21 protein-coding genes are annotated in these 21,317 nt (G+C 52.3%); 6 read left to right on the top strand and 15 right to left on the bottom strand.

Translation table 11 applies throughout. The features are described from left to right. The 7 genes from EJE49_RS10535 to polA form a co-directional block, all read right to left on the bottom strand. The gene (locus EJE49_RS10535) at positions 1-1,539 is read right to left on the bottom strand and encodes a 2-isopropylmalate synthase (RefSeq protein WP_124950569.1); all 1,539 of its coding nucleotides are present in this window, start codon (positions 1,537-1,539) and stop codon (positions 1-3) included. Between the two features lie 128 nt (positions 1,540-1,667). After that, positions 1,668-2,447, bottom strand: a complete 780-nt coding sequence (gene pssA, locus EJE49_RS10530; RefSeq protein ID WP_370685825.1) for a CDP-diacylglycerol--serine O-phosphatidyltransferase — start codon at positions 2,445-2,447, stop codon at positions 1,668-1,670. 149 nt (positions 2,448-2,596) lie between these two features. Then, complete coding sequence (ilvC, locus tag EJE49_RS10525) at positions 2,597-3,613, bottom strand: ketol-acid reductoisomerase (RefSeq protein ID WP_124950565.1); 1,017 nt, start codon at positions 3,611-3,613, stop codon at positions 2,597-2,599. A gap of 59 nt (positions 3,614-3,672) precedes the next feature. Continuing rightward, positions 3,673-4,164: an acetolactate synthase small subunit gene (gene ilvN, locus EJE49_RS10520; protein WP_087447583.1), complete on the bottom strand. Its 492-nt coding sequence runs from the start codon at positions 4,162-4,164 to the stop codon at positions 3,673-3,675. A gap of 2 nt (positions 4,165-4,166) precedes the next feature. After that, the gene (locus EJE49_RS10515) at positions 4,167-5,873 is read right to left on the bottom strand and encodes an acetolactate synthase 3 catalytic subunit (RefSeq protein ID WP_189941849.1); all 1,707 of its coding nucleotides are present in this window, start codon (positions 5,871-5,873) and stop codon (positions 4,167-4,169) included. A 70-nt stretch (positions 5,874-5,943) separates the two neighbouring features. Further along, positions 5,944-6,753: a M48 family metallopeptidase gene (locus tag EJE49_RS10510; RefSeq protein WP_124950561.1), complete on the bottom strand. Its 810-nt coding sequence runs from the start codon at positions 6,751-6,753 to the stop codon at positions 5,944-5,946. A gap of 38 nt (positions 6,754-6,791) precedes the next feature. Beyond that, on the bottom strand, positions 6,792-9,509 hold the full coding sequence (gene polA / locus EJE49_RS10505) for a DNA polymerase I (protein ID WP_124950559.1): 2,718 nt from the start codon (positions 9,507-9,509) through the stop codon (positions 6,792-6,794). 14 nt (positions 9,510-9,523) lie between these two features. Between polA and EJE49_RS10500 the strand changes: the two genes are divergently transcribed. The 6 genes from EJE49_RS10500 to EJE49_RS10475 all read left to right on the top strand — a co-directional run bounded on the left by EJE49_RS10500 (position 9,524) and on the right by EJE49_RS10475 (position 15,128). Then, positions 9,524-10,252, top strand: coding sequence for an LOG family protein (locus EJE49_RS10500; RefSeq protein ID WP_124950557.1), 729 nt, complete (start codon positions 9,524-9,526; stop codon positions 10,250-10,252). Positions 10,253-10,318: 66 nt separating this feature from the next. Continuing rightward, the gene (locus tag EJE49_RS10495) at positions 10,319-10,648 is read left to right on the top strand and encodes a DUF2782 domain-containing protein (RefSeq protein WP_124950555.1); all 330 of its coding nucleotides are present in this window, start codon (positions 10,319-10,321) and stop codon (positions 10,646-10,648) included. A gap of 55 nt (positions 10,649-10,703) precedes the next feature. Further along, complete coding sequence (locus tag EJE49_RS10490) at positions 10,704-11,672, top strand: homoserine kinase (RefSeq protein WP_124950554.1); 969 nt, start codon at positions 10,704-10,706, stop codon at positions 11,670-11,672. Beyond that, positions 11,669-12,409, top strand: a complete 741-nt coding sequence (locus EJE49_RS10485) for a BPSS1780 family membrane protein (protein WP_124950552.1) — start codon at positions 11,669-11,671, stop codon at positions 12,407-12,409. The genes EJE49_RS10490 and EJE49_RS10485 overlap by 4 nt, the downstream gene beginning before the upstream one ends. Positions 12,410-12,781: 372 nt before the next feature. Then, entirely contained in the window at positions 12,782-14,506 is a 1,725-nt protein-coding gene (locus EJE49_RS10480; RefSeq protein ID WP_124950550.1) for a GGDEF domain-containing protein, read from the top strand. 13 nt (positions 14,507-14,519) lie between these two features. Beyond that, on the top strand, positions 14,520-15,128 hold the full coding sequence (locus tag EJE49_RS10475) for a 7-cyano-7-deazaguanine synthase (RefSeq protein WP_124950548.1): 609 nt from the start codon (positions 14,520-14,522) through the stop codon (positions 15,126-15,128). A gap of 3 nt (positions 15,129-15,131) precedes the next feature. On the opposite strand, the gene nadB is transcribed toward EJE49_RS10475, so the two are convergent. The 8 genes from nadB to cydP form a co-directional block, all read right to left on the bottom strand. Further along, the gene (gene nadB, locus EJE49_RS10470; RefSeq protein ID WP_189941847.1) at positions 15,132-16,706 is read right to left on the bottom strand and encodes an L-aspartate oxidase; all 1,575 of its coding nucleotides are present in this window, start codon (positions 16,704-16,706) and stop codon (positions 15,132-15,134) included. A gap of 125 nt (positions 16,707-16,831) precedes the next feature. After that, positions 16,832-17,215, bottom strand: coding sequence for a rhodanese-like domain-containing protein (locus tag EJE49_RS10465; protein WP_124950546.1), 384 nt, complete (start codon positions 17,213-17,215; stop codon positions 16,832-16,834). Positions 17,216-17,244: 29 nt separating this feature from the next. Beyond that, a complete protein-coding gene (locus EJE49_RS10460) occupies positions 17,245-17,652 on the bottom strand; it encodes a group II truncated hemoglobin (RefSeq protein ID WP_124950544.1) in 408 nt (135 codons plus the stop codon). Between the two features lie 204 nt (positions 17,653-17,856). Further along, entirely contained in the window at positions 17,857-18,126 is a 270-nt protein-coding gene (locus EJE49_RS10455) for a cyd operon YbgE family protein (protein WP_223246919.1), read from the bottom strand. Positions 18,127-18,128: 2 nt separating this feature from the next. Further along, a complete protein-coding gene (cydX, locus tag EJE49_RS10450; protein ID WP_124950540.1) occupies positions 18,129-18,248 on the bottom strand; it encodes a cytochrome bd-I oxidase subunit CydX in 120 nt (39 codons plus the stop codon). A 13-nt stretch (positions 18,249-18,261) separates the two neighbouring features. Continuing rightward, complete coding sequence (cydB, locus tag EJE49_RS10445) at positions 18,262-19,401, bottom strand: cytochrome d ubiquinol oxidase subunit II (RefSeq protein WP_189941845.1); 1,140 nt, start codon at positions 19,399-19,401, stop codon at positions 18,262-18,264. Positions 19,402-19,467: 66 nt separating this feature from the next. After that, positions 19,468-21,054 (bottom strand): cytochrome ubiquinol oxidase subunit I, encoded by a 1,587-nt coding sequence (locus EJE49_RS10440; protein WP_124950536.1) that lies wholly within the window; start codon positions 21,052-21,054, stop codon positions 19,468-19,470. After that, the gene (gene cydP, locus EJE49_RS14440) at positions 21,047-21,268 is read right to left on the bottom strand and encodes a cytochrome oxidase putative small subunit CydP (RefSeq protein ID WP_370685824.1); all 222 of its coding nucleotides are present in this window, start codon (positions 21,266-21,268) and stop codon (positions 21,047-21,049) included. The genes EJE49_RS10440 and cydP overlap by 8 nt, the downstream gene beginning before the upstream one ends. Between the last annotated feature and the right edge of the window lie 49 nt (positions 21,269-21,317).

Here is a 21,317-nt window from a genome sequence, read left to right as displayed (position 1 = left end):
TCAAATCTGCGGATGTGCGCGTTCTAATTTATTGTATAAGCCATTCAATGCATCCAGATACGCCTCGGCTGATGCCACGACGATATCGGTATCTGCACCCTGACCATTGACGATTCGGCCTGCTTTGGACAAGCGCACGGTGACTTCACCCTGCGCATCCGTTCCGGTAGTGATGTTGTTCACGGAATATAATTGCAGTTCAGCGCTGCTATTCACAATCTGCTCTATGGCTTTAAAGGTCGCATCGACCGGGCCGCCACCTGCAGAGCTGGCGGTTTTTTCTTCGCCATGCGCGCTGATGACTACGCTGGCATAAGGTACCTCGCCCGTTTCCGAACACACCTTTAGTGATACCAGTTTATAAGCCTCTACCGCGTTGGCTGCGGCTTCTTCACTCACCAGTGCGTGCAGGTCTTCATCGAAAATCTCGTGTTTTTTATCTGCCAGATCCTTAAAACGCGCAAATGCGGCATTCACGGCTTCTTCCGTACCCAGATCGATACCCAATTCAGTCAGACGACTGCGGAATGCATTACGCCCGGAATGCTTGCCCAGCACCATCTTGTTGGCGCTCCAGCCCACATCTTCAGCACGCATAATTTCATACGTCTCACGATGTTTGAGCACGCCGTCCTGATGAATGCCTGACTCATGCGCAAACGCATTAGCGCCGACTATGGCTTTATTCGGCTGTACGGCAAATCCGGTAATGCTCGCAACCAGACGCGAAGCTGGCACGATCTGCGTGGTATCAATGCGCGTCGTGCATTGAAATACATCCGAACGTGTACGCACCGCCATCACGATCTCTTCCAGCGCAGCATTTCCTGCACGCTCACCCAGACCATTCACGGTGCACTCCACCTGACGCGCACCATTCAGCACCGCAGACAAGGAGTTTGCTACCGCCAGGCCCAGGTCGTTATGGCAATGCACCGAGAATATGGCCTTGTCCGAATTCGGAATACGCTCGCGCAGATTACGGATCAGATCACCAAACTGGCCGGGGACACTGTAACCCACGGTATCCGGAATGTTCAACGTCGTGGCGCCGGCATCTATCACCGCTTCCAGCACTCTGCATAAGAAGTCCAGATCGGAACGTCCGGCATCTTCCGGTGAAAACTCCACATTATCGGTATAATTGCGCGCCCAGGTTACTGCCTTGACTGCCTGCTCGATCACCTGATCGGGCGACATGCGCAGTTTCTTTTCCATATGGATAGGACTGGTGGCAATAAAGGTGTGGATGCGCGATGAATTTGCACCGCGTAACGCTTCACCGGCGCGCTGGATATCCCGCTCCAGAGCACGTGCTAAACCACACACGGTACTGTCTTTCACCGCTTCGGCAACTGCCTTGACCGATTCAAAATCACCGTTGGAAGCCGCAGGGAAGCCTGCCTCAATAATATCGACGCGCATACGCTCCAGCTGTCGCGCAATACGAACTTTCTCTTCACGCGTCATTGACGCGCCGGGACTTTGCTCACCATCACGCAAAGTGGTATCGAATATAATTAAATGGTCGCTACTCATGGTTTACTCCGTGCTAAATCAAAGATTATTATGCTGCCAGACACGTGTTTGCCTGGCGCGTGAGTCAAGGTCAGTAAGGATGAAATTCAGTGTGCGATGCACAACTGACAGCAGATATTCAGAAATATCTACGCTTTGACTTTGGTTTTACTTCTGCGTATCCAAGACCATGCACTCGTTACATAGCCCGATAATGCGTACAAAGTAACCACGCCAAACAGCATTTCCGGTGGACTGTAGGCAACCAGCACAAATCCCATCGCAATCAGAAACACCACCACAAATGGTACGCTACGGCGCAAATTAATATCCTTGCCACTGTAGTAACGCACATTACTCACCATGGTCAGACCGGCAAACAACGTGACCGCAAATGCCAGCCACTTCACATCATTACCAGCGATGCCGTATTCATTCATTACCCACACCAGGCCGGCAACCAATGCTGCCGCCGCAGGGCTGGGCAAACCCTGGAAATAACGCTTATCCGCCACATCCAGCTGCGTATTAAATCGCGCCAGGCGTAACGCCGCACCGACACAATAGACAAATGCCGCCATCCAGCCGAGTTTACCCATGCCTTTGAGTGCCCACACATAGGCAATCAACGCAGGGGCAACGCCAAATGACACCATATCTGACAGCGAATCATATTCAGCGCCGAAGGCGCTCTGCGTATGCGTCAAACGCGCAACACGTCCATCCAGACCATCCAGCACCATCGCGACAAATATTGCCACGGCTGCCAGCTCAAAACGACCATTCATGGCTTGCACGATGGCATAAAATCCCGCAAACAGTGCTGCCGAAGTAAACAAATTCGGCAACAGGTATATCCCGCGGCTACGCGACTGATTACCGATTAACGGTTTGTAACTATGATTATCTGGCATAGGTTTATCTGACATTGAATTTTGGCTGAGACAAGATTATCACTACTTATACAAATTCAGTGAGTGAAGTTTATTATTTAATAGAATTCTGTTCAGTATCAACTACCTTGCGCTGGGCAAGTACAAAACAAAACGAGGTCTGCGACCTCGTTTTGTTTTTTTCATTAGTTCTTGGTTTGATCCACTAACTTGTTCTGCTTGATCCAAGGCATCATGCCACGCAGTTTTTCACCGACGATTTCAATCGGATGTTCTGCATTTTGGCGACGCTTGGCATGCATACCGGCAGCACCTGCTTTATTTTCCAGAATGAAGCTCTTGGCATATTCACCGTTCTGGATGTTAGCCAACGCCTGCTTCATTGCAGCACGTGCCTGATCACCAATCACGGATGGGCCAGTCACATACTCACCGTATTCAGCATTGTTCGAGATCGAGTAATTCATGTTGGCAATACCGCCTTCATACATCAGATCAACGATCAGTTTAAGCTCATGCAGGCATTCGAAATACGCCATTTCTGGTGCATAACCCGCTTCGGTCAGTGTTTCGAAACCGGCTTTAACCAATTCCACACAACCACCGCACAATACAGCCTGCTCACCAAACAAGTCGGTTTCGGTTTCTTCGCGGAATGAAGTCTCAATCACGCCACCTTTGGTGCCGCCGTTAGCTGCTGCGTAGGACAATGCCAGATCGCGCGCCTTACCGGAGTTATCCTGATGTACTGCGATCAGGGAAGGAACGCCGCCGCCCTGCTTGTAGGTAGAACGCACCAGATGGCCAGGGCCCTTAGGTGCAATCATCACCACGTCAACATCTTTACGCGGGGTGATTTGACCGTAATGCACGTTAAAACCATGCGCGAATGCCAAAGTAGCGCCGGCTTTCAGGTTAGGTGCAATTTCATTGTTGTAAACATCAGGCTGGCTTTCATCTGGAACCAGAATCATGATCAGGTCAGCATTTTTAACTGCACTGCCGACTTCTTGCACTTGCAAACCAGCCGCTTCAGCTTTGCTCCATGATGAGCCGTCTTTACGCAAACCAACGATCACATTCACGCCGGAATCTTTAAGGTTGTTCGCATGGGCGTGGCCTTGTGAACCATAACCGATAATTGCAACGGTCTTGCCTTTAATCAGCGAGATGTCAGCGTCTTTGTCGTAATAAACATTCATGTAAAACTTCCTTTTTAATAAAAATAAAATATGACCCGCACGTTAGCCGCGCTATGGTCTTAAACTTTCAGTATGCGCTCGCCGCGTCCGATACCGGACGCGCCGGTGCGAACCGTTTCCAAAATCGCCACAGGATCAATTGCCTCGATAAAGGCATCCAATTTCGTCCCTGGGCCGGTTAATTCGATAGTGTAGGTTTTTTCGGTGACGTCTATGATACGACCACGGAAAATATCCGCCATACGTTTCATTTCCTCACGGTCTTTACCGAACGCACGCACTTTAACCAGCATCAGCTCGCGTTCGATATGACTGCCATCCGACAAATCCAGAATTTTAACCACATCAATCAGCTTGTTGAGCTGCTTGACGATTTGTTCAATCACATCTTCCGAGCCACGCGTTACGATAGTCATGCGTGACAAGGTGACATCTTCCGTCGGTGCAACGGTCAATGATTCGATATTATAACCGCGCGCCGAAAACAAACCTGCAACGCGCGATAAAGCACCCGCTTCGTTTTCCATCAAGATAGAAATAATATGGCGCATGTTCACAGCTCCTCTGCCAAAATCATTTCAGTAATACCTGCGCCACCCGGCACCATAGGGAATACGTTTTCAGTCTGATCGGTAATGAAATCCATAAATACCAGACGATCCTTAAGTGCAAAAGCTTCGCGCAAGGCCGGTTCAACATCTTCCGGCTTTTCTATTTTCATACCCACGTGACCATAAGCTTCCGCCAGCTTCACGAAATCAGGTAATGAGTCCATGTAAGACTCGGCATAACGATTGCCATAGAAGAACTCTTGCCACTGCCGCACCATACCCATGTAGCGGTTATTCAGATTCACGATTTTCAGCGGAATATGATATTGGCGGCAGGTAGACAATTCCTGTATGCACATCTGTATGCTCGACTCACCGGTAACACAGGCAACATTGGCATCTGGGTGAGCTAATTGCACGCCCATTGCCGCGGGCAAACCGAAGCCCATCGTTCCCAGACCACCGGAAGTCACCCAGCGGCGCGGCTGGTCGAATTTATAAAACTGCGCTGCCCACATTTGATGCTGACCCACGTCGGTAGTCACAAAGGCATCGCCCTTGGTAACTTCCCACAGTTTTTCTACCACATACTGCGGCTTGATAATATCGCTGCTGCGATCGAATTTCAGGCAATCCTTACTACGCCATTCTTCGATCTGCGACCACCATGCACTCAGAGCAACTTCATCGCGACGCTCTTTACTGGCTTTGATCAGCTTGATCAGTTCGTCCAGCACTGCCGCTACATCACCCACAATAGGCACATCCACTTTAACCCGCTTGGAGATGGAAGATGGATCAATGTCGATATGAATAATACGTCGTGCTTCACGCGCAAAGTGATCAGGCGAACCGATAACGCGATCATCAAAGCGCGCACCAACAGCCAGTAACACATCACTGTGCTGCATTGCCATGTTGGCCTCATAGGTACCATGCATGCCCAGCATGCCGACAAACTGCTTGTCAGTTGCTGGATACGCGCCTAAACCCATCAACGTGTTGGTACATGGGAAACCCAGCATTTTGGTCAACTCAACCAGCTGTTTGGACGCATTGCCCAGCACTACGCCACCGCCACTGTAGATCATCGGGCGTTTGGCTTCGAACAGCATCTGTGCTGCTTTTTTGATCTGTCCGGTGTGACCCTTAACCACTGGCGTATAAGAACGCATGGTCACGGATTCGGGATACAGGTAAGGGAACGGTTGCCCAGTAATATCCTTGGGGATATCGACCAGCACAGGACCAGGACGACCAGTAGAGGCAATATAGAATGCCTTCTTGATGGTTTCCGCCAGGTCCTTGATATCCTTGACCAGGAAGTTATGTTTCACGCATGGCCGGGTAATACCGACGGTATCCACTTCCTGAAAGGCATCCATACCGATCGCGCCAGTCGGCACCTGGCCACTGATCACCACCATAGGAATGGAATCCATATACGCAGTAGCGATGCCGGTCACGGCATTGGTCAAGCCCGGGCCGGAAGTTACCAGCGCCACGCCCACCTTGCCAGTCGAACGGGCATAACCGTCAGCAGCATGCACAGCCGCCTGTTCATGACGCACCAGCACGTGCTTAAAGCGGTCTTGTTTGAAAATTGCGTCGTATATATTGAGTACCGCCCCGCCGGGGTAGCCGAACACAAATTCGACACCCTCATCCGCCAGGCAACGTACGGTAATCTCAGCGCCAGTTATTTCCATTGCAGTTGCCAATCCATTTAATCCAAATAACATTCAATACTAATGCTAAACACGCTTTAGGTCAAAAAAATTACTTCTTCGCAGCCAGATATAGCGGCATCACACGCGCCGAATACACTTCCAGATCCTGTATCCGTGTACTCGCGCTCGGATGGGTACTGAGAAATTCAGGCGGACTGCCACCCAACTGGCTCATTTTCTGCCACAAGCCTATCGCCGCACGCGGATCATAGCCAGCGCGCGCCGCCAGCTCCACACCCATGCGATCAGCCTCGGTTTCATGGACACGGCTGTGTGGCAAACCTACGCCTACCTTATACAGTTGCCCTGCCATATTTACGGTACCGCCACCTACGCCCCCGATTTGCGCACCCAGCATACCCAGTTGCACCAGACTTTGCTCGGATGCCTGCTCGCGAGCATGTTCACGCAACGCATGCGCTATCTCATGCCCCAAAATCGCCGCGATTTCGTCATCACTCAGCTTCAATTTATCAATAATGCCCGTGTAAATGGCAATTTTTCCGCCAGGCATACACCACGCATTTACTTCAGGCGAGCGAATGACATTGACTTCCCATTTCCAGCGCAATGCATCCGGGCGAAACACCGCTGTTTGCGGAATCAGGCGATTGGCAATAGCACGCACCCGCGCAGTTTGAGCGGCATTCGGATTCAATGCGCCTTGCCCCGCCTCCTTACCCAATAATTTGCTATAAGTTAAAGTTGCTTGCTGCGTAAGTGACTCACTCGACACCAGCGGTGACATCTGCTGCTGACGGTCGATACCCACCAGACCACCTGACGTCGTATTCACCGTCTGGCAACCCGCTACCGATACCGCGCCCAGCAGAACAATCGCAAATTGCTTTAATTTCATACTACCCCCGAAAAATTAACTTACTCAGCATGCATTAATTAATGCGCAGCTTCCCAGTTCTTGCCCATACCCAAACCTATTTTCAACGGCACGTTCAATTCTGCCACATGACACATCAGGTTGGATAAATTCGCCTGCACCAGACTCAGTTCCGACTCCGGCACTTCCAGCACCAATTCATCATGCACCTGCATAATGATGCGCGTCTGCAATTGCTCACGCGCCAACCAGCCAGCCACCGCGATCATCGCCAGCTTGATCAGGTCTGCAGCCGTACCTTGCATGGGCGCATTGATGGCCGCGCGCTCAGCGCCATCACGACGCTGCTTGTTGACACTCTTGATTTCCGGCAGCCACAGACGGCGGCCGAATACTGTCTCCACATACCCCTGGCTGCGGGCGCTTTCCCGCGTGCGCTGCATATAGGCAGCCACTCCGGGATAGCGTACAAAATAGCGGTCAATATAAGCCTGCGCAGCCGACCGCTCCAGCCCGAGCTGACTGGCCAGACCAAACGCCGACATGCCGTAAATCAGGCCGAAATTGATGGTTTTGGCCACCCGCCGCTGCTCGCTGCTCACCTCCGCGAGTGGCACACTGAATATCTCCGCCGCTGTCGCATTATGGATATCGGCATCTTCGGCAAAGGCTTTAACCAGACTTGCATCGCCCGACAAGTGCGCCATGATGCGCAACTCAATCTGGGAATAGTCAGCAGACACAATTACACAGCCGGGTGCCGCGATAAACGCCTCGCGGATGCGCCGGCCTTCTGCACTACGCACCGGTATATTCTGCAAATTAGGCTCAACACTGGATAAACGCCCGGTCACCGCTACCGCCTGTGAATAGCTGGTATGCACGCGTCCGGTGGCCTTATTCACCATTTTTGGCAATTTGTCGGTATAGGTGGACTTGAGCTTGGCCAAACTACGGTATTCCAGCAAAATTTTCGGCAACGGGTAATCTGCCGCCAGTTGCGACAACACATCTTCGTCGGTAGACGGTACGCCGCTCGGTGTTTTCTTGATCACCGGCAGTTTAAGCTGATCAAACAGGATAGCCTGAATTTGCTTGGGCGAATTCAGATTAAACGGCTGCCCGGCCTGCTCATACGCACGCTGCTCCAGATTGCACATGGTCAGACCCAGTTCATGGCTTTGCTGCGCCAGCAGATCGCTATCCAGCAACACCCCGTTGCGCTCGATTTGCCACAAAATCGGCAGCAGCGGGATTTCAATCTGATTATAGACATGAGCCAGCCCCGCATTGACGCTTATCCGTGGGTACAAGGTCTGATGCAATTGCAAGGTAATATCCGCATCTTCCGCCGCGTACTCAGCTGCGCGGCTCAATTCGACCTGATCAAAGCCGATTTGCGCCGCCCCCTTACCCGCTACTTGTTCGTAGCTGATGGTATCCACGCCCAGATGCCGCTGTGCCAGGCTATCCATATTGCGCGGCAAATGCGATTCCAGGATGTAAGCCTGCAACAGGGTATCGTGCGCCACGCCAGCAAGGTGGATACCGTGATTCGCCAACACGTGCATATCATATTTCAGATTCTGCCCGACTTTGGCGCGAGTAGCGTCTTCCAGCCATGGCTTCAGTCGCGCCAGCGCCGTAGCAAAATCAATTTGCTGCGGTACATCCGGCCCGGTATGTGCCAGCGGCAAATAGGCAGCGTGATGTGGTTCAATTGCCAGCGACACGCCTACCAATTGCGCTTGCAGCGGATCGAGGCTGGTGGTTTCCGTATCCACACTGACCAGCTCTGCGCTTGCCAGCTTGACCAGCCATGCATCCAGTTGCGCCACAGTGAGCAGGGTTTCGTATTGCCGTGCCGGTTGCGCAGGCGCTGCAAATAAATGCCCTTGCGCATGCTCTTCTGCTGCGACCACAGGCGCCGCCTCGGACACCTCGCGCAGCCAGGTTCTGAAATTGTAATGGGTGAACAATTCCATGAGCGCCGGTCTGTCCTGCGGCAGCATAACCAGATCCGCCACTGTCCGCTCCAGCGGCACATCAGTGCGGATAGTAATGAGCTTGCGCGCCATCGGCAGCCAATCCAGCGCCTTGCGCAAATTATCGCCAACTGCACCTTTGATTTCGTCCGCATGCGCCATCAACTGCTCCAGCGTATCGAATTGCCTCAGCCATTTCACTGCTGTTTTCGGGCCGACTTTTTCCACCCCAGGCACATTGTCCACGGCATCACCGATCAGGCTGAGATAATCCACAATACGGTTAGGCGGCACACCAAATTTTGTCAGCACCGAAGCCTCATCCAATGCCTCATTCGACATGGTGTTAATCAGGCTGATATGTTTATCCACCAGCTGCGCCATATCCTTGTCGCCGGTAGAGATCACCGTCTCCACCCCCTGCTGGGCAGCCTGACAGGCCAACGTACCGATCACATCGTCGGCCTCCACCCCATCCACCATCAATAGCGGCCAGCCCATCGCCCGTATCGCATCATGCAGCGGGGCAATCTGGCTCGCCAGATCCGCTGGCATGGATGGACGATGCGCCTTATACTCAGGATACCAGTCATCGCGAAAGGTTTTTCCTTTTGCATCAAACACACAGGCGTTATAATCAGCAGCAATGTCTTTTTGCAAACGCCGCAGCATGTTCAGCACCCCGTAAATCGCGTTGGTTGGCTCGCCGGCCGGATTACGCATATCGGGTAAGGCATGAAACGCACGGTATAAATAAGACGATCCATCTACTAACAGCAACTTTTTAGTCACGAACTTACCTCAATATGCATAAAGAAAAATTACCCCGCCTCGCCGATCCCGAACTGGCTGCACACGCCAGTTACAATGCACGCGAATCATGGCGCATGTTCGAGATTATGTCAGAATTTGTCTCAGCCACCGAACGCTTGAGCGAAATTCGCCCGGCAGTCAGCATATTCGGCAGCGCGCGCACCCCGCAAGACCATCCATATTACCTGCTCACCGAACGCATCGCTCGCCAACTGTCCGATGCCGGATTTTCAGTGATCTCCGGCGGCGGCCCCGGCATCATGGAAGCGGCCAACAAAGGCGCATTTTTTGGCACCTCGCCCAGCGTCGGACTGAACATCCAGCTGCCGCACGAACAGCACAATAATCCGTACCAGAACATCTCCCAGACCTTTTCCCACTTCTTCGTACGCAAGGTCATGTTCGTCAAGTTCGCCTCAGCTTACGTGGTCATGCCCGGCGGTTTCGGCACACTCGACGAGCTAATGGAAGCGCTCACGCTGGTACAAACCGGCAAGACCCGCAAAATCCCTATCATACTGGTGCATAAACCCTTCTGGATGGGCCTGGTCGACTGGTTCAGAAACACACTGGTCACCGAAGGGGTGATAAGCCCCGAGGACATGCACCTGATCAAACTTATCGACAGCCCGGAAGACGTTGTCAGCGCCATTTTTGATCATTACGAGAAGCAGGGATTTGAACCATCGGCTCACGATCGCGAAATCCAACTTTATTTGTAAGACTATCATCAGCAACGGCAATGGCTCTGCTAAAATCGAACGATTACAAAACCAGTTGAGGTCATCATGCGTAAACTTATTGCTGCTCTCGTGCTAGGCCTGCCGTTAATCAGCGCAGCTGCTGAGCGTCCTGCAGATTTGCAGGCATTGCCGGAAGCCCCACCGCCGCCTGGCGTTGCAGCAGATGACGGCGAACCGCAAATCACCATCAAGCCGCGTGGCGATGCCAAAATTGAAGAGTACAGTGTTCATGGCAAGGTTTACATGATCAAAGTCACCCCAACCAAAGGCAAACCCTATTACCTGGTCGACACGCGTGGTGATGGGCAATTCAGCCGCCAGGACAATCTGGATTCAGGGGTACGCCCGCCAATGTGGGTTATTCATTCCTGGTAATTTAATATAAACAGCGCGGTGATGACCGCCGCGCTTGCTAACGATACCCAGCCTTATGTCCGTATTTACCAGCGTCACCGAAACCGAAGCATCCACCTGGCTTAAGCAATACCCGATTGGCGAGCTCGACAGTTTGCGCGGCATTGCCTCGGGGATAGAAAATACCAATTATTTCCTCAACACCGATCAGGGCCAATATGTGCTGACCCTGTTCGAAAAACTGAGCCCTGCCGAATTACCGTATTTCCTGCAGCTCATGGATCATCTGGCCAGCAAAGGCGTATCTTGCCCGCAGCCGGTTGCCAACCATCAGGGCGAATTATTAAGCGAACTCAATGGCAAACCTGCCAGCATCGTCAGCCGACTCACTGGCGCATCATTGACGCAGCCTAATGCGGCACAATGCGCAGCCGTCGGCGCAGCACTGGCACAAATCCATCTGGCCGGACAAGATTTCACGCTACACCGCGACAATCAGCGCGGCGCAGCCTGGTGGAAAGCCACCAGCCCGCAGCTGCTGCCTTTCCTGAGCGCCGATGCTGCAGAATTATTGCAGGCCGAGGTCAAATTCCAGGCGCTGCATCGCCTGCAAGATCTGCCGCGTGGTGTCATCCATGCCGACCTGTTCCGCGATAACGTGCTGTTTGAAGGCGACACATTATCCGGGGTCATCGACTTCTATTTCGCCTGCCACGATGCATGGCTGTATGACGTGGCCATCACTGTGAACGACTGGTGCACTGCAGACGACGGCGAACTCGACCCGGCCTGCACTACCGCACTACTACAGGCCTATCATGCCGTGCGTCCGCTCTCCCCGATAGAGCGCGGCGCATGGCCGATCACCCTGCGTGCAGCTGCCCTGCGCTTCTGGGTCTCGCGCTTGTATGACCTGCATTTCCCGCGTGAGGGCGAAATGACCCATGCCAAGGATCCAGCCTATTTCGAACAGATATTACGACGCCGCATTCAGGCGCAATCAGCCCTGCAACGCATGTGGGTCAACCAGGAAAACAAATCATGAAAACTCGCATCGTACCCGCCAGTCACGGCTGGTTATGGATTAAACAGGCATTCGGCTTGTTCAAACAAAGCCCGCTAATCTGGATAGCATTAAGCGTCTCCGTTATTCTGCTCGGCGCTCTGCTCGGCATGATCCCGTTTCTGGGCAGCCTGTTATTTCAACTCATCGCCCCTGCCCTCACTGCCGGGCTAATGCTGGGCTGCCGCGCCCAGCAACAAGGCGAAGAACTCGAAATCGCCCATCTGTTCGCCGGCTTCAAAAGCCATGGCGCACAACTGGTTACGATTGGTGGCATATACCTGACCGGCATGCTTATCATTGCCGCCATCGTCGGTGTGATTGGTGGCGAACCGCTTATTCGCGCCATGACCGAAGGCCACCCTAGCGCAGACAGTGTGGCCACCACCGGCATGGCTGGCATGAGCATGTTACCGGTACTGGTCGGCATGACCCTGCTCATTCCACTATTGATGGCTTACTGGTTTGCGCCTGCTCTGGTGGTATTTGGCAACATGCGTCCGGTTGACGCAATGAAAACCAGCCTTGCCGCCAGCCTGAACAATGTCTCGGCTTTCCTGGTTTACGGCCTGACCATGTTTCTGTTATTCATCCTTGCCACACTGCCGCTGATGCTGGGATTCCTGGTCATGATTCCACTCGCGTTTATCAGCTACTACACTGCTTTTGAAGACGTGTTTGGCGATGACGAAATCAGCCGGATAAGCGCAACAGTCTAAATTCAGTACCCACCAAAGCAAATGGACACGCTTGCATTGATTCATACTCTGCAAGCCGTGTCCATTTTGATTTCTGAACCAAAAACCCCGAATCTCGAGCTTATTCTAAGTGTTACATAAACACGGTATGATAGTGCAAACGTTGCCAATTTTCATCATAGAATGAGCACATAAAACGCCTAAAATAACGACTCGATTAATTCCGTAACAATGCACGGAAAATGAAAAATGCGCCCTGTTGCTTAATATCACCAGCCCGAATCGACAGCGAGTTGGCAGTACCACGATACAAGCAACGCACATAACCACTCATCCGGGGGTCAACGAGCGGATTCAGAATGGCAGTTTCGTTCCGAGTCCAAGACATTGCACATGCAGGACTATCTGAAACCATACCGCTTGCTTATAGTGATCGCACTGCTACTCAGTGCGCCACTGAGTGTATTTGGCGCGATGACGCTTAAGCAGGCCGGCGTGCAAAACCTCTTCAACCATGGCCAACTCTATCTGGCTACGGATGATCATTTCCCCGCGTCAGTGCAAGCGCTGCCAAACTGGCTCTCGCAGCATCAGGCTGTTAATCATGTGAACATGTTTGGAGGCAGTTACTGGTTTTATGCCGAAGTACGCAACGGCACCAGCACTACCAACTGGGTGCTGGATCCGGACGACACCCTGATCAATAAAATAGCAGCCCGCGTGTATGCGGCCGATGGCATCACACAACAATTTGTGACCGGCTATCGGGCTGAACATGACTACATGCTGCACTACGGCAAGGACATCCAGCTTGCGCCCGGCGCAACCTACAAAATACTGATCCGTCTGGAAAGCCCCTATTACGCATCTCAGCCAGCCATAAAGATATCGCTAAAACATGACTACCGCCAACTGGTGCTGTCAGAAAACCTGCAAATATTTGCCGCTTTCGGAGCCCTTATCGCTCTGGCAATCTATAACTTGTTCATATTCAAAATCACCCGCGACCGCGCCCTGTTTTACTATGCCATCTATCTGCTTACCTACTTTCTGGGTTGGGCATTTACCTTTCAGCTGCCGGCGGAACTGTTTGGCTGGCATAACCTGCATGTGCACTACATTCCATTTTTCCTGCTGCCGGTACTGAACACGCTGTTCTACATGGAGTTTTTACAACTCAAATCGCGCTTTCCTCGCTTAGCACGCATTAGTCGCATCAATCTGATACTGCCACTGATACTGCTACCCAGCTGCTTCTTTGCGCTGTCTTATGCACACATGCTGGCAACCATCGTAATCAGTATATGGCTGATCCTTGCCTTCACCTGTGGCATAGTCAGTTTACGCAGTGGTTTCCACCCTGCGCGCTACTTTGTGCTGGCATTCATAGCACTACTGATCCCCGGCGCCATGATTTTGCCGGCCAATCTGGGGTTGATGCCGGATTTTGTCGGCAATAGCGAGTTATTGACTTTACTCGGTGGCACTCTGGATGCGATTCTGCTGGCTTTTGCGCTGGCTGACAAAATCAGATTACTTGCCCATGAAAAAAACGATGCGGTACAGCGGCTTAGCACTATGCTCGCACTGGCCAGCACCGACCACTTGACCGGCATTGAAAACCGGCACGCCTTCGACTTGAAATTCAAACACGATTTCGCTTACCCAAAATCGCTGGATGATCCGCATCAATGCGCGCTCTACCTGATCGATCTGGATGGACTGAAAATCATCAATGATCGCTTTGGCCACACCCGTGGTGATGAATTACTCTGCGCATTCGCCAGTGCATTAAAAAAACTGGTGGGTGACGGCATTTCAGTTTATCGGCTTGGCGGTGATGAGTTCACTATTCTGGCAGAAAAACGCCACGACTCCGAATTACGCAATGCGCTGGCAAAAATTGAAAAACAGCTCCCCGAACAGGGCTTCAACAACACTGGCGTCAGCTTTGGCGTTGCTTATGCCGGTGAAAGCATATCTCCGGCAGACATGCTCATACAAGCTGATCGCCGCATGTACGAAAACAAGATATCACGGCGCAGGGCCAGAGCGAGTGACCTTAGCCCTGCATCACTCTCCGTAGTAGCCCAATCAAACGGACAACATTCCAGCTAACGGTGAGCACGCAATGTCTGATGTAATTTTATTAAGCGGGGGTATCGAGAGCTCCACATTGCTGCATATGCAACCCAGGCAAAACCAGCTGCTCCCAGTGTTTATTGACTATGGCCAGCGTGCTGGTGCTGAGGAGTATCGTGCGGCATTACATCAGTGCAAACTGCTCGGCCTGACATTAAAAAAACTGGATATGGCGCAAACGGGTCATGATTTCCGTGAGGGGCAAAGCAAGAAATTGCACGTACCTTTGCCGCACCGCAACCTGATCGCGTTAAGTCTGGGCCTTAGCTATGCCACCCAAATTGGTGCTGGACGAATCCTGCTAGCATTAAATCTGGAAGATACCCAGTACTATCCCAGCGCATCCAGCGCATTCATCGATAGCTTTCAGGCCATGGCCAATGTGCTGGGCAATATCGAGATTGCCACGCCGCTGTCCAGCACCTCCAAGGCACAGATTATCCAGCAAGGCATAGCGCTCGGTGTGGACTATGCGCACACCTATAGCTGCCTGCTCGGTTACCCGCTGCACTGCGGGCACTGTCCGCAGTGCCTGCATCGACGGGAAGCATTCAGCCAGGCCGGTGAACAAGAACCAGTAGGGTTTTACCGTGCTTGAGATTTATTCAGGACGAATAACCGTATCGACGGCTACCGCTAACGTTTCGGGATAATCACGGCTGGTATGCAACCCGCGACTTTCATGCCGCTGTTGCGCACAACGCACGATCAAATCAGCAGTCATCACCAGATTACGCAATTCGATCAAGTCATTGCTGACACGGAAATTGGCATAATACTCATTGATTTCTTCCGTCAGCAGAGCAATTCTGTGCGCGGCGCGTTCCAGCCGTTTATTTGTACGTACGATACCGACGTAATCCCACATAAACCGGCGCAGTTCATCCCAGTTATGCGACAGCACGATTTCTTCATCCGCATCGGTCACCCGGCTTTCGTCCCACTCCGGAATCACCGGCGCCTGCACAGGCGCTGTTGCCAGTATGGTTTGCGCAACGGCGCGACCAAATACCAGACACTCCAGTAACGAGTTGCTCGCCAGCCGGTTAGCGCCATGCAGTCCGGTATGGGCAACTTCGCCCACAGCATACAGATTGGCGATATCCGTACGCGCCGCCAGATCCGTCACTACCCCGCCGCACGTGTAATGGGCCGCAGGCACCACCGGGATAGGCTCGCGGGTGATGTCTATGCCCAGCTCCAGGCAACGCTGATAAATATTAGGGAAATGGCTGGTGATAAATTCGGCCGGCTGATGCGAGATATCCAGATACACACAATCCAGCCCGCGTTTTTTCATTTCCCAGTCGATGGCTCGCGCCACCACATCGCGTGGAGCGAGCTCGCCACGGGCATCATGTTCCGGCATGAAACGCGTGCCGTCCGCCAGTTTTAACAAACCACCTTCGCCACGCACGGCTTCGGAAATCAGAAACGACTTGGCGCGTGGATGGTATAAACAAGTCGGGTGGAATTGCATGAACTCCATGTTGGCTACGCTGCAACCTGCCCGCCACGCCATCGCCACACCGTCGCCGGTAGCCACATCGGGATTGGTCGTGTACAGATAGACTTTGCCCGCACCACCCGTGGCAAGCACGGTGTGTTTGGCGGCAAAGGTTTTGACTCGCCCATGCAGGCTATCGAGTACATAGCTGCCATAACAGCGCTGATCATCACGACCCAGCTTGGCACCGGTAATCAGATCAATGGCAATATGATGTTCGAGCAGCGTGATATTGGGATGCTGACGGATCTGCTGGCACAGAGTGCGCTGCACTGCCCGCCCGGTAGCATCGGCAGCATGAATGATGCGCCGTGTACTATGCCCGCCTTCACGGGTAAGGTGAAAACCGGTGTCACTGGCGGCATCCTCGGTAAACGGCACCCCCACTTCCACCAGCCATTGCACGGCAGCACGCCCATGCTCCACCACAAAGCGCACCGCGGCCTCATCGCACAGCCCTGCGCCGGCAATCAGGGTGTCCTGAATATGCGCTTCTACCGTATCATCATCGGCCAGCACCGCCGCGATCCCGCCTTGCGCCCAGGCGCTGGCTGAATCCTGCAGGGTTTTCTTGGTCAGTATGGTGATCTGCATTGTTTCTGCCAAATGCAGCGCAGTGGTCAGTGCAGCCAAGCCGGAGCCAATGATGAGTACGTCGGTGTGTTCCATAATATGCCCAAATTTTAACGGGGTACAAGCATACCAGAGCACCACCGACTACGGTTATGAATCATGCATTTTTAGGACATAACCCATTAACCGCAAGCCCTGATAAAACCTGAAAGATAAGTGCTCTAGCCACCAAAACTGGTGGTGTCTTTTACGACCTGCTGACCATTACCCGCCCAGGCCTCAAACCCGCCAGCCAGGGAAACCAGGTTGGTATAACCCAGGCGCTGCAGGCTTTGGGTTGCCAGCGCAGAGCGGCCGCCAGTTTTGCAATACAGTAAAATTTGCGCATCTTTATTCGCTAATGCAGGATGCTCCGGGGTTTTGAATTCCAGTACGCCACGAGGAATGCTGACAGCGCCAGGCAGGCGACCGGCTTCAAATTCAGCAGGCTCACGCACGTCAATTACAATGGTACCCGCTGCGATTTGCTGGGCTGCACCGGCAACATCCGTTTCCTTGATCTGGGATTTAGCTTCTGCTACAAGTTGCTGGGGAGTCATAGTCATCTTAAATTCCTTCTTGATAAATTAAAAAATTAAGCAGCATTGCCTTCTGCGCGATTACGCATATGGTCTGCCACTTTTGCAAACGCACTGGAAAGCTCGCGGCGCAGGGCGACATCCTGCACCACTTCGTTCAGAGCCGTATCCATGCACAGCAACCATTGGTCGCGCTCGGACACGCTGATCGGAAAAGGCAAGTGGCGACGGCGTAACATCGGGTGCCCATACTCCTGAATATAGAGTTGCGGGCCACCCATCCAGCCACACAAAAACTTGAACAGTTTATCCTCAGAGCCCTGTAAGCTCTCGGCATGAAGCTTACGAATACCGTACGCCTCCGGTAACTGATCCATAATTTCATAGAAACGATGTACTAGCGTACGAATGGTATCCGCACCCCCTATACGCTCAAAATGGGTAACGGCTGGATTAGGCTGCATGAGCGATCTCATTTCCACATATTCATTAGTAAAAACAGCCACATTAACTCGTGGCAACTGCGTTATATCCGACAAATGCATATCATAACCGCATCGGCCCACCACGCTTTATGCATCTACTTAATGCAGTTCGAATGCACGTGACTGATCCTCTAACATAAGGGCGAATTCTGCGCATTCAAGAGTGCGAACACGATTTACAGATCAATTAACACTTACGAAATACGGTTTGAGAATCAGCAGCAGCGCCAGCGCCATCAGCGGCCAAGCGATAACCGGACCCAGCACCACCCGCCAGAACCGGGCTTCAGGATCGAAACCAATACCATGTACGAAACCTGCACACACCCCCCAAATCAGCACAGTCAGCATGCCATGACTCAACTGTGCCAGCGCAGGCGGGTAAAAGGTAATCAACGTGGCCAGTATACTGGCCAAGACTAACGACCCGGCACGGGCGAGGGTCGTATACACGATTATTTCTCCTGTTCGTCTGGTTCAATTTCCAGCAGCTCATGGTTTTCGCCATACACTGCATTCACAATCGCCAGCAATACTGCCATCGCCAGACCTAAAATCCAAGCAAAATACCACATTTTATTCTCCTGCCTAGTAAGTGGAATGATCATTGCCATTGATATAAGCCACGCTCAATTTACCTGACATCACTTTATACGCCCAGCTGGTATAAAAAACGATCAATGGCAGGAAAATCACCGTCGCCCAGAGCATCAGCTCCAGAGTCATATGCGATGAAACGCTGTCCCATACCGTCAGGCTGGAACGCGGATCAGTTGATGACGGCATAATGAACGGGAACATGGACACACTTGCTGTGCCAATAATACCCAGCATACTCAGCGACGAACCTAGGAATGCCATGGTGGGTTTGTGCAGCAGCGCGAACACGATGGCCAACGCCCCGCCCACAAAAGCGGTCACCGGTATTATCGTGGTCAGCGGATACACGCTGTAATTATGCATCCACGCACCCGCCTGCATTACCACGGTTTTATCCAGCGGATTAGGCAAGGCGTTAGGCAGATTACCGCTGGTAATCATATAGCCGGCAATGCCGTTCATTACCCAGACACCAGCTACCGCAAAAGCAACCAGCGCCAGCACACCGAAAATGAGTGCAGCAGTCCGGCTACGCCGGTAGATATCACCCTCAGTACGTATCATCAGATAATTCGCACCATGAGCCGTAATCATCGCCGTACTGACCACACCGGCCAGCAGTGCAAACGGGTTAAGCAATTGCCAGAAAGTACCGGTGTAATAAGAGCGCAAATCATCATCGAAATGGAATGGCACACCTTGTAACAGATTTCCGAATGCCACACCGAATATCAGCGGCGGCACAGCACCGCCTATGAATAAACCCCAGTCCCAGCTGCTGCGCCAAGTCGGATTGGCAATTTTGGAGCGGTAATCAAAACCGACTGGACGAAAAAATAACGCCCACAGCACAGCCAGCATCGCCCAGTAAAATCCGGAAAACGCCGTCGCATAAACCAGTGGCCAGGCAGCGAAAATAGCGCCTCCAGCCGTAATAAACCAGACCTGATTACCCTCCCAGTGTGCGCTTACTGTACTAATAATGACGCGGCGCTCCCCGTCGTTTTTACCCACAAATGGCAACAGGGTGCCCACCCCCATGTCGTGCCCGTCCATGATCGCGAAACCCAGTAGCAACACACCGACAAACAGCCACCAGATGACTTTGAGTGTTTCATAATCAAACATTATTTCCTCCTTGGAACAAGGGTGAACCGCATCACGGCATTACGGCCATGACGCGACGCAATTCGCTTAAGCCTTGTCAGTTGATACATGTGCTGGAATAGCACCACTCACCTCATCCTGATAACGCCCGGTATGCAGGCTACTTGGCCCTTGACGCGCGAACTTCACCATCAGGTACAGTTCCACAATCAGCAAGCCCGTGTAGAAAAATACGAAACCCGCGATAGAACCATACACATTACCCGCCGTTAACGTCGATGCAGACAGATGCGTTGGCAGCACACCGTATATCGTCCAGGGCTGACGGCCATACTCAGCTACAAACCAGCCCAGCTCGGCGGCAATCCATGGCATGGGGATGAAAAATAGCGCCCAGCGTAATACCCATCTCTTCTTGCCGCAGGTATCGGTAACCGAGACATACAGCGCTGTTGCAAATAGCGCCAGCAGCCCGGCACCAATTGCTACCATGACGCGGAACGACCAGTACATCGGAGTAACACGCGGAACGGTATCGTCGGTGGCTTGCTGTATCATTTCAGGCGTGGCCTGACTCACATCTGCAATGTATTTCTTCAACAGCAAACCAAAACCCAGATCCGCTTTATATTTATCGAATTCCGCTTTCAACGCGACGTCCGTGGGATGCTTACGTAACGCCGCTAATGCGGTAACTGCATGCGCACCGTTGATGATGCGTTCACGATTACGTGCCTTGATTTCATAGATACCTGGTATTTCTTTGGTCAGTGAACGCGTGCCAATAATGCCCATAACATAGGGAATTTCGATTGCCCAGTCATTTTTCTGCTGTTTTTCATTGATGCCGGCAACCAAACTGAACGAAGCGGGTGCAGGCTCGGTATGCCACATCGCCTCGATCGCAGCCATCTTGGTATGCTGGTTTTCACCCACGGTATAGCCGGATTCATCCCCCAGCACGATAACCGACAACGCAGATGCAAAACCAAATGCCGCGGCAATACGGAAAGAACGCTTGGCAAATTCGACGTCACGGCCTTTGAGCAGATACCATGAGGAAATCCCCAGCACAAATACCGATGCCGTCACATAACCGGCACTGACGGTATGCACGAACTTGGCTTGCGCCTGCGGGTTGAAGATCACATCCCAGAAGTCAGTCATCTCCATACGCATGGTAATAAACGAGAACTCGGAACCCACAGGGTTGTTCATCCAGCCATTCGCCACCAGTATCCACAAGGCTGATAAATTAGACCCCAGCGCCATCAACATGGTCACCAACAAATGTTTATGCTTGGACAACTTGTCCCAGCCAAAAAAGAACAAACCGATGAAAGTAGACTCCAGGAAGAATGCCATCAGCCCCTCTATCGCCAGCGGCGCTCCGAAAATGTCGCCGACATAATGCGAGTAATACGCCCAGTTGGTGCCGAACTGAAACTCCAGGGTGATCCCCGTCGTCACCCCCAGCGCAAAATTGATACCAAATAATTTACCCCAGAATTTGGTCATATCCTGATATACCTGCTTGCCGGTAATCACGTAAGTGGACTCCATGATTACCAATAGAAAGGTCATTCCCAGGGTCAACGGTACAAATAAAAAGTGATACAGCGCAACGATTGCAAACTGTAGTCGTGAGGCATCGACCAACTCTGTACTAATCATCTTGATGACTCCTAGGGGCGGGTGGGGTAACAGCAGGTTGAGTGACAGTTGGCGGCTTGCTGACCAGGGCAGTACTGACTTGATCTGCGTTCAAAGGCGGGTGCGCGACGACGGGCCGAAAGAACACCCACCAGATCGCAAAAATTGCGATTATTTTCACAATCAGGATCAGCAGTAGCTCTCTGCCTAAAGAATTGTTCCAAATCGTACGCATGTTGACCAACCTTTCCGGAACTTCAAATCCGAACCATAGCCAGATGCTG

Source organism: Sulfuriferula thiophila, from assembly GCF_003864975.1.
Taxonomy (GTDB): domain Bacteria; phylum Pseudomonadota; class Gammaproteobacteria; order Burkholderiales; family Sulfuriferulaceae; genus Sulfuriferula; species Sulfuriferula thiophila.
This window is presented reverse-complemented; position numbering and strand designations above follow the sequence as displayed.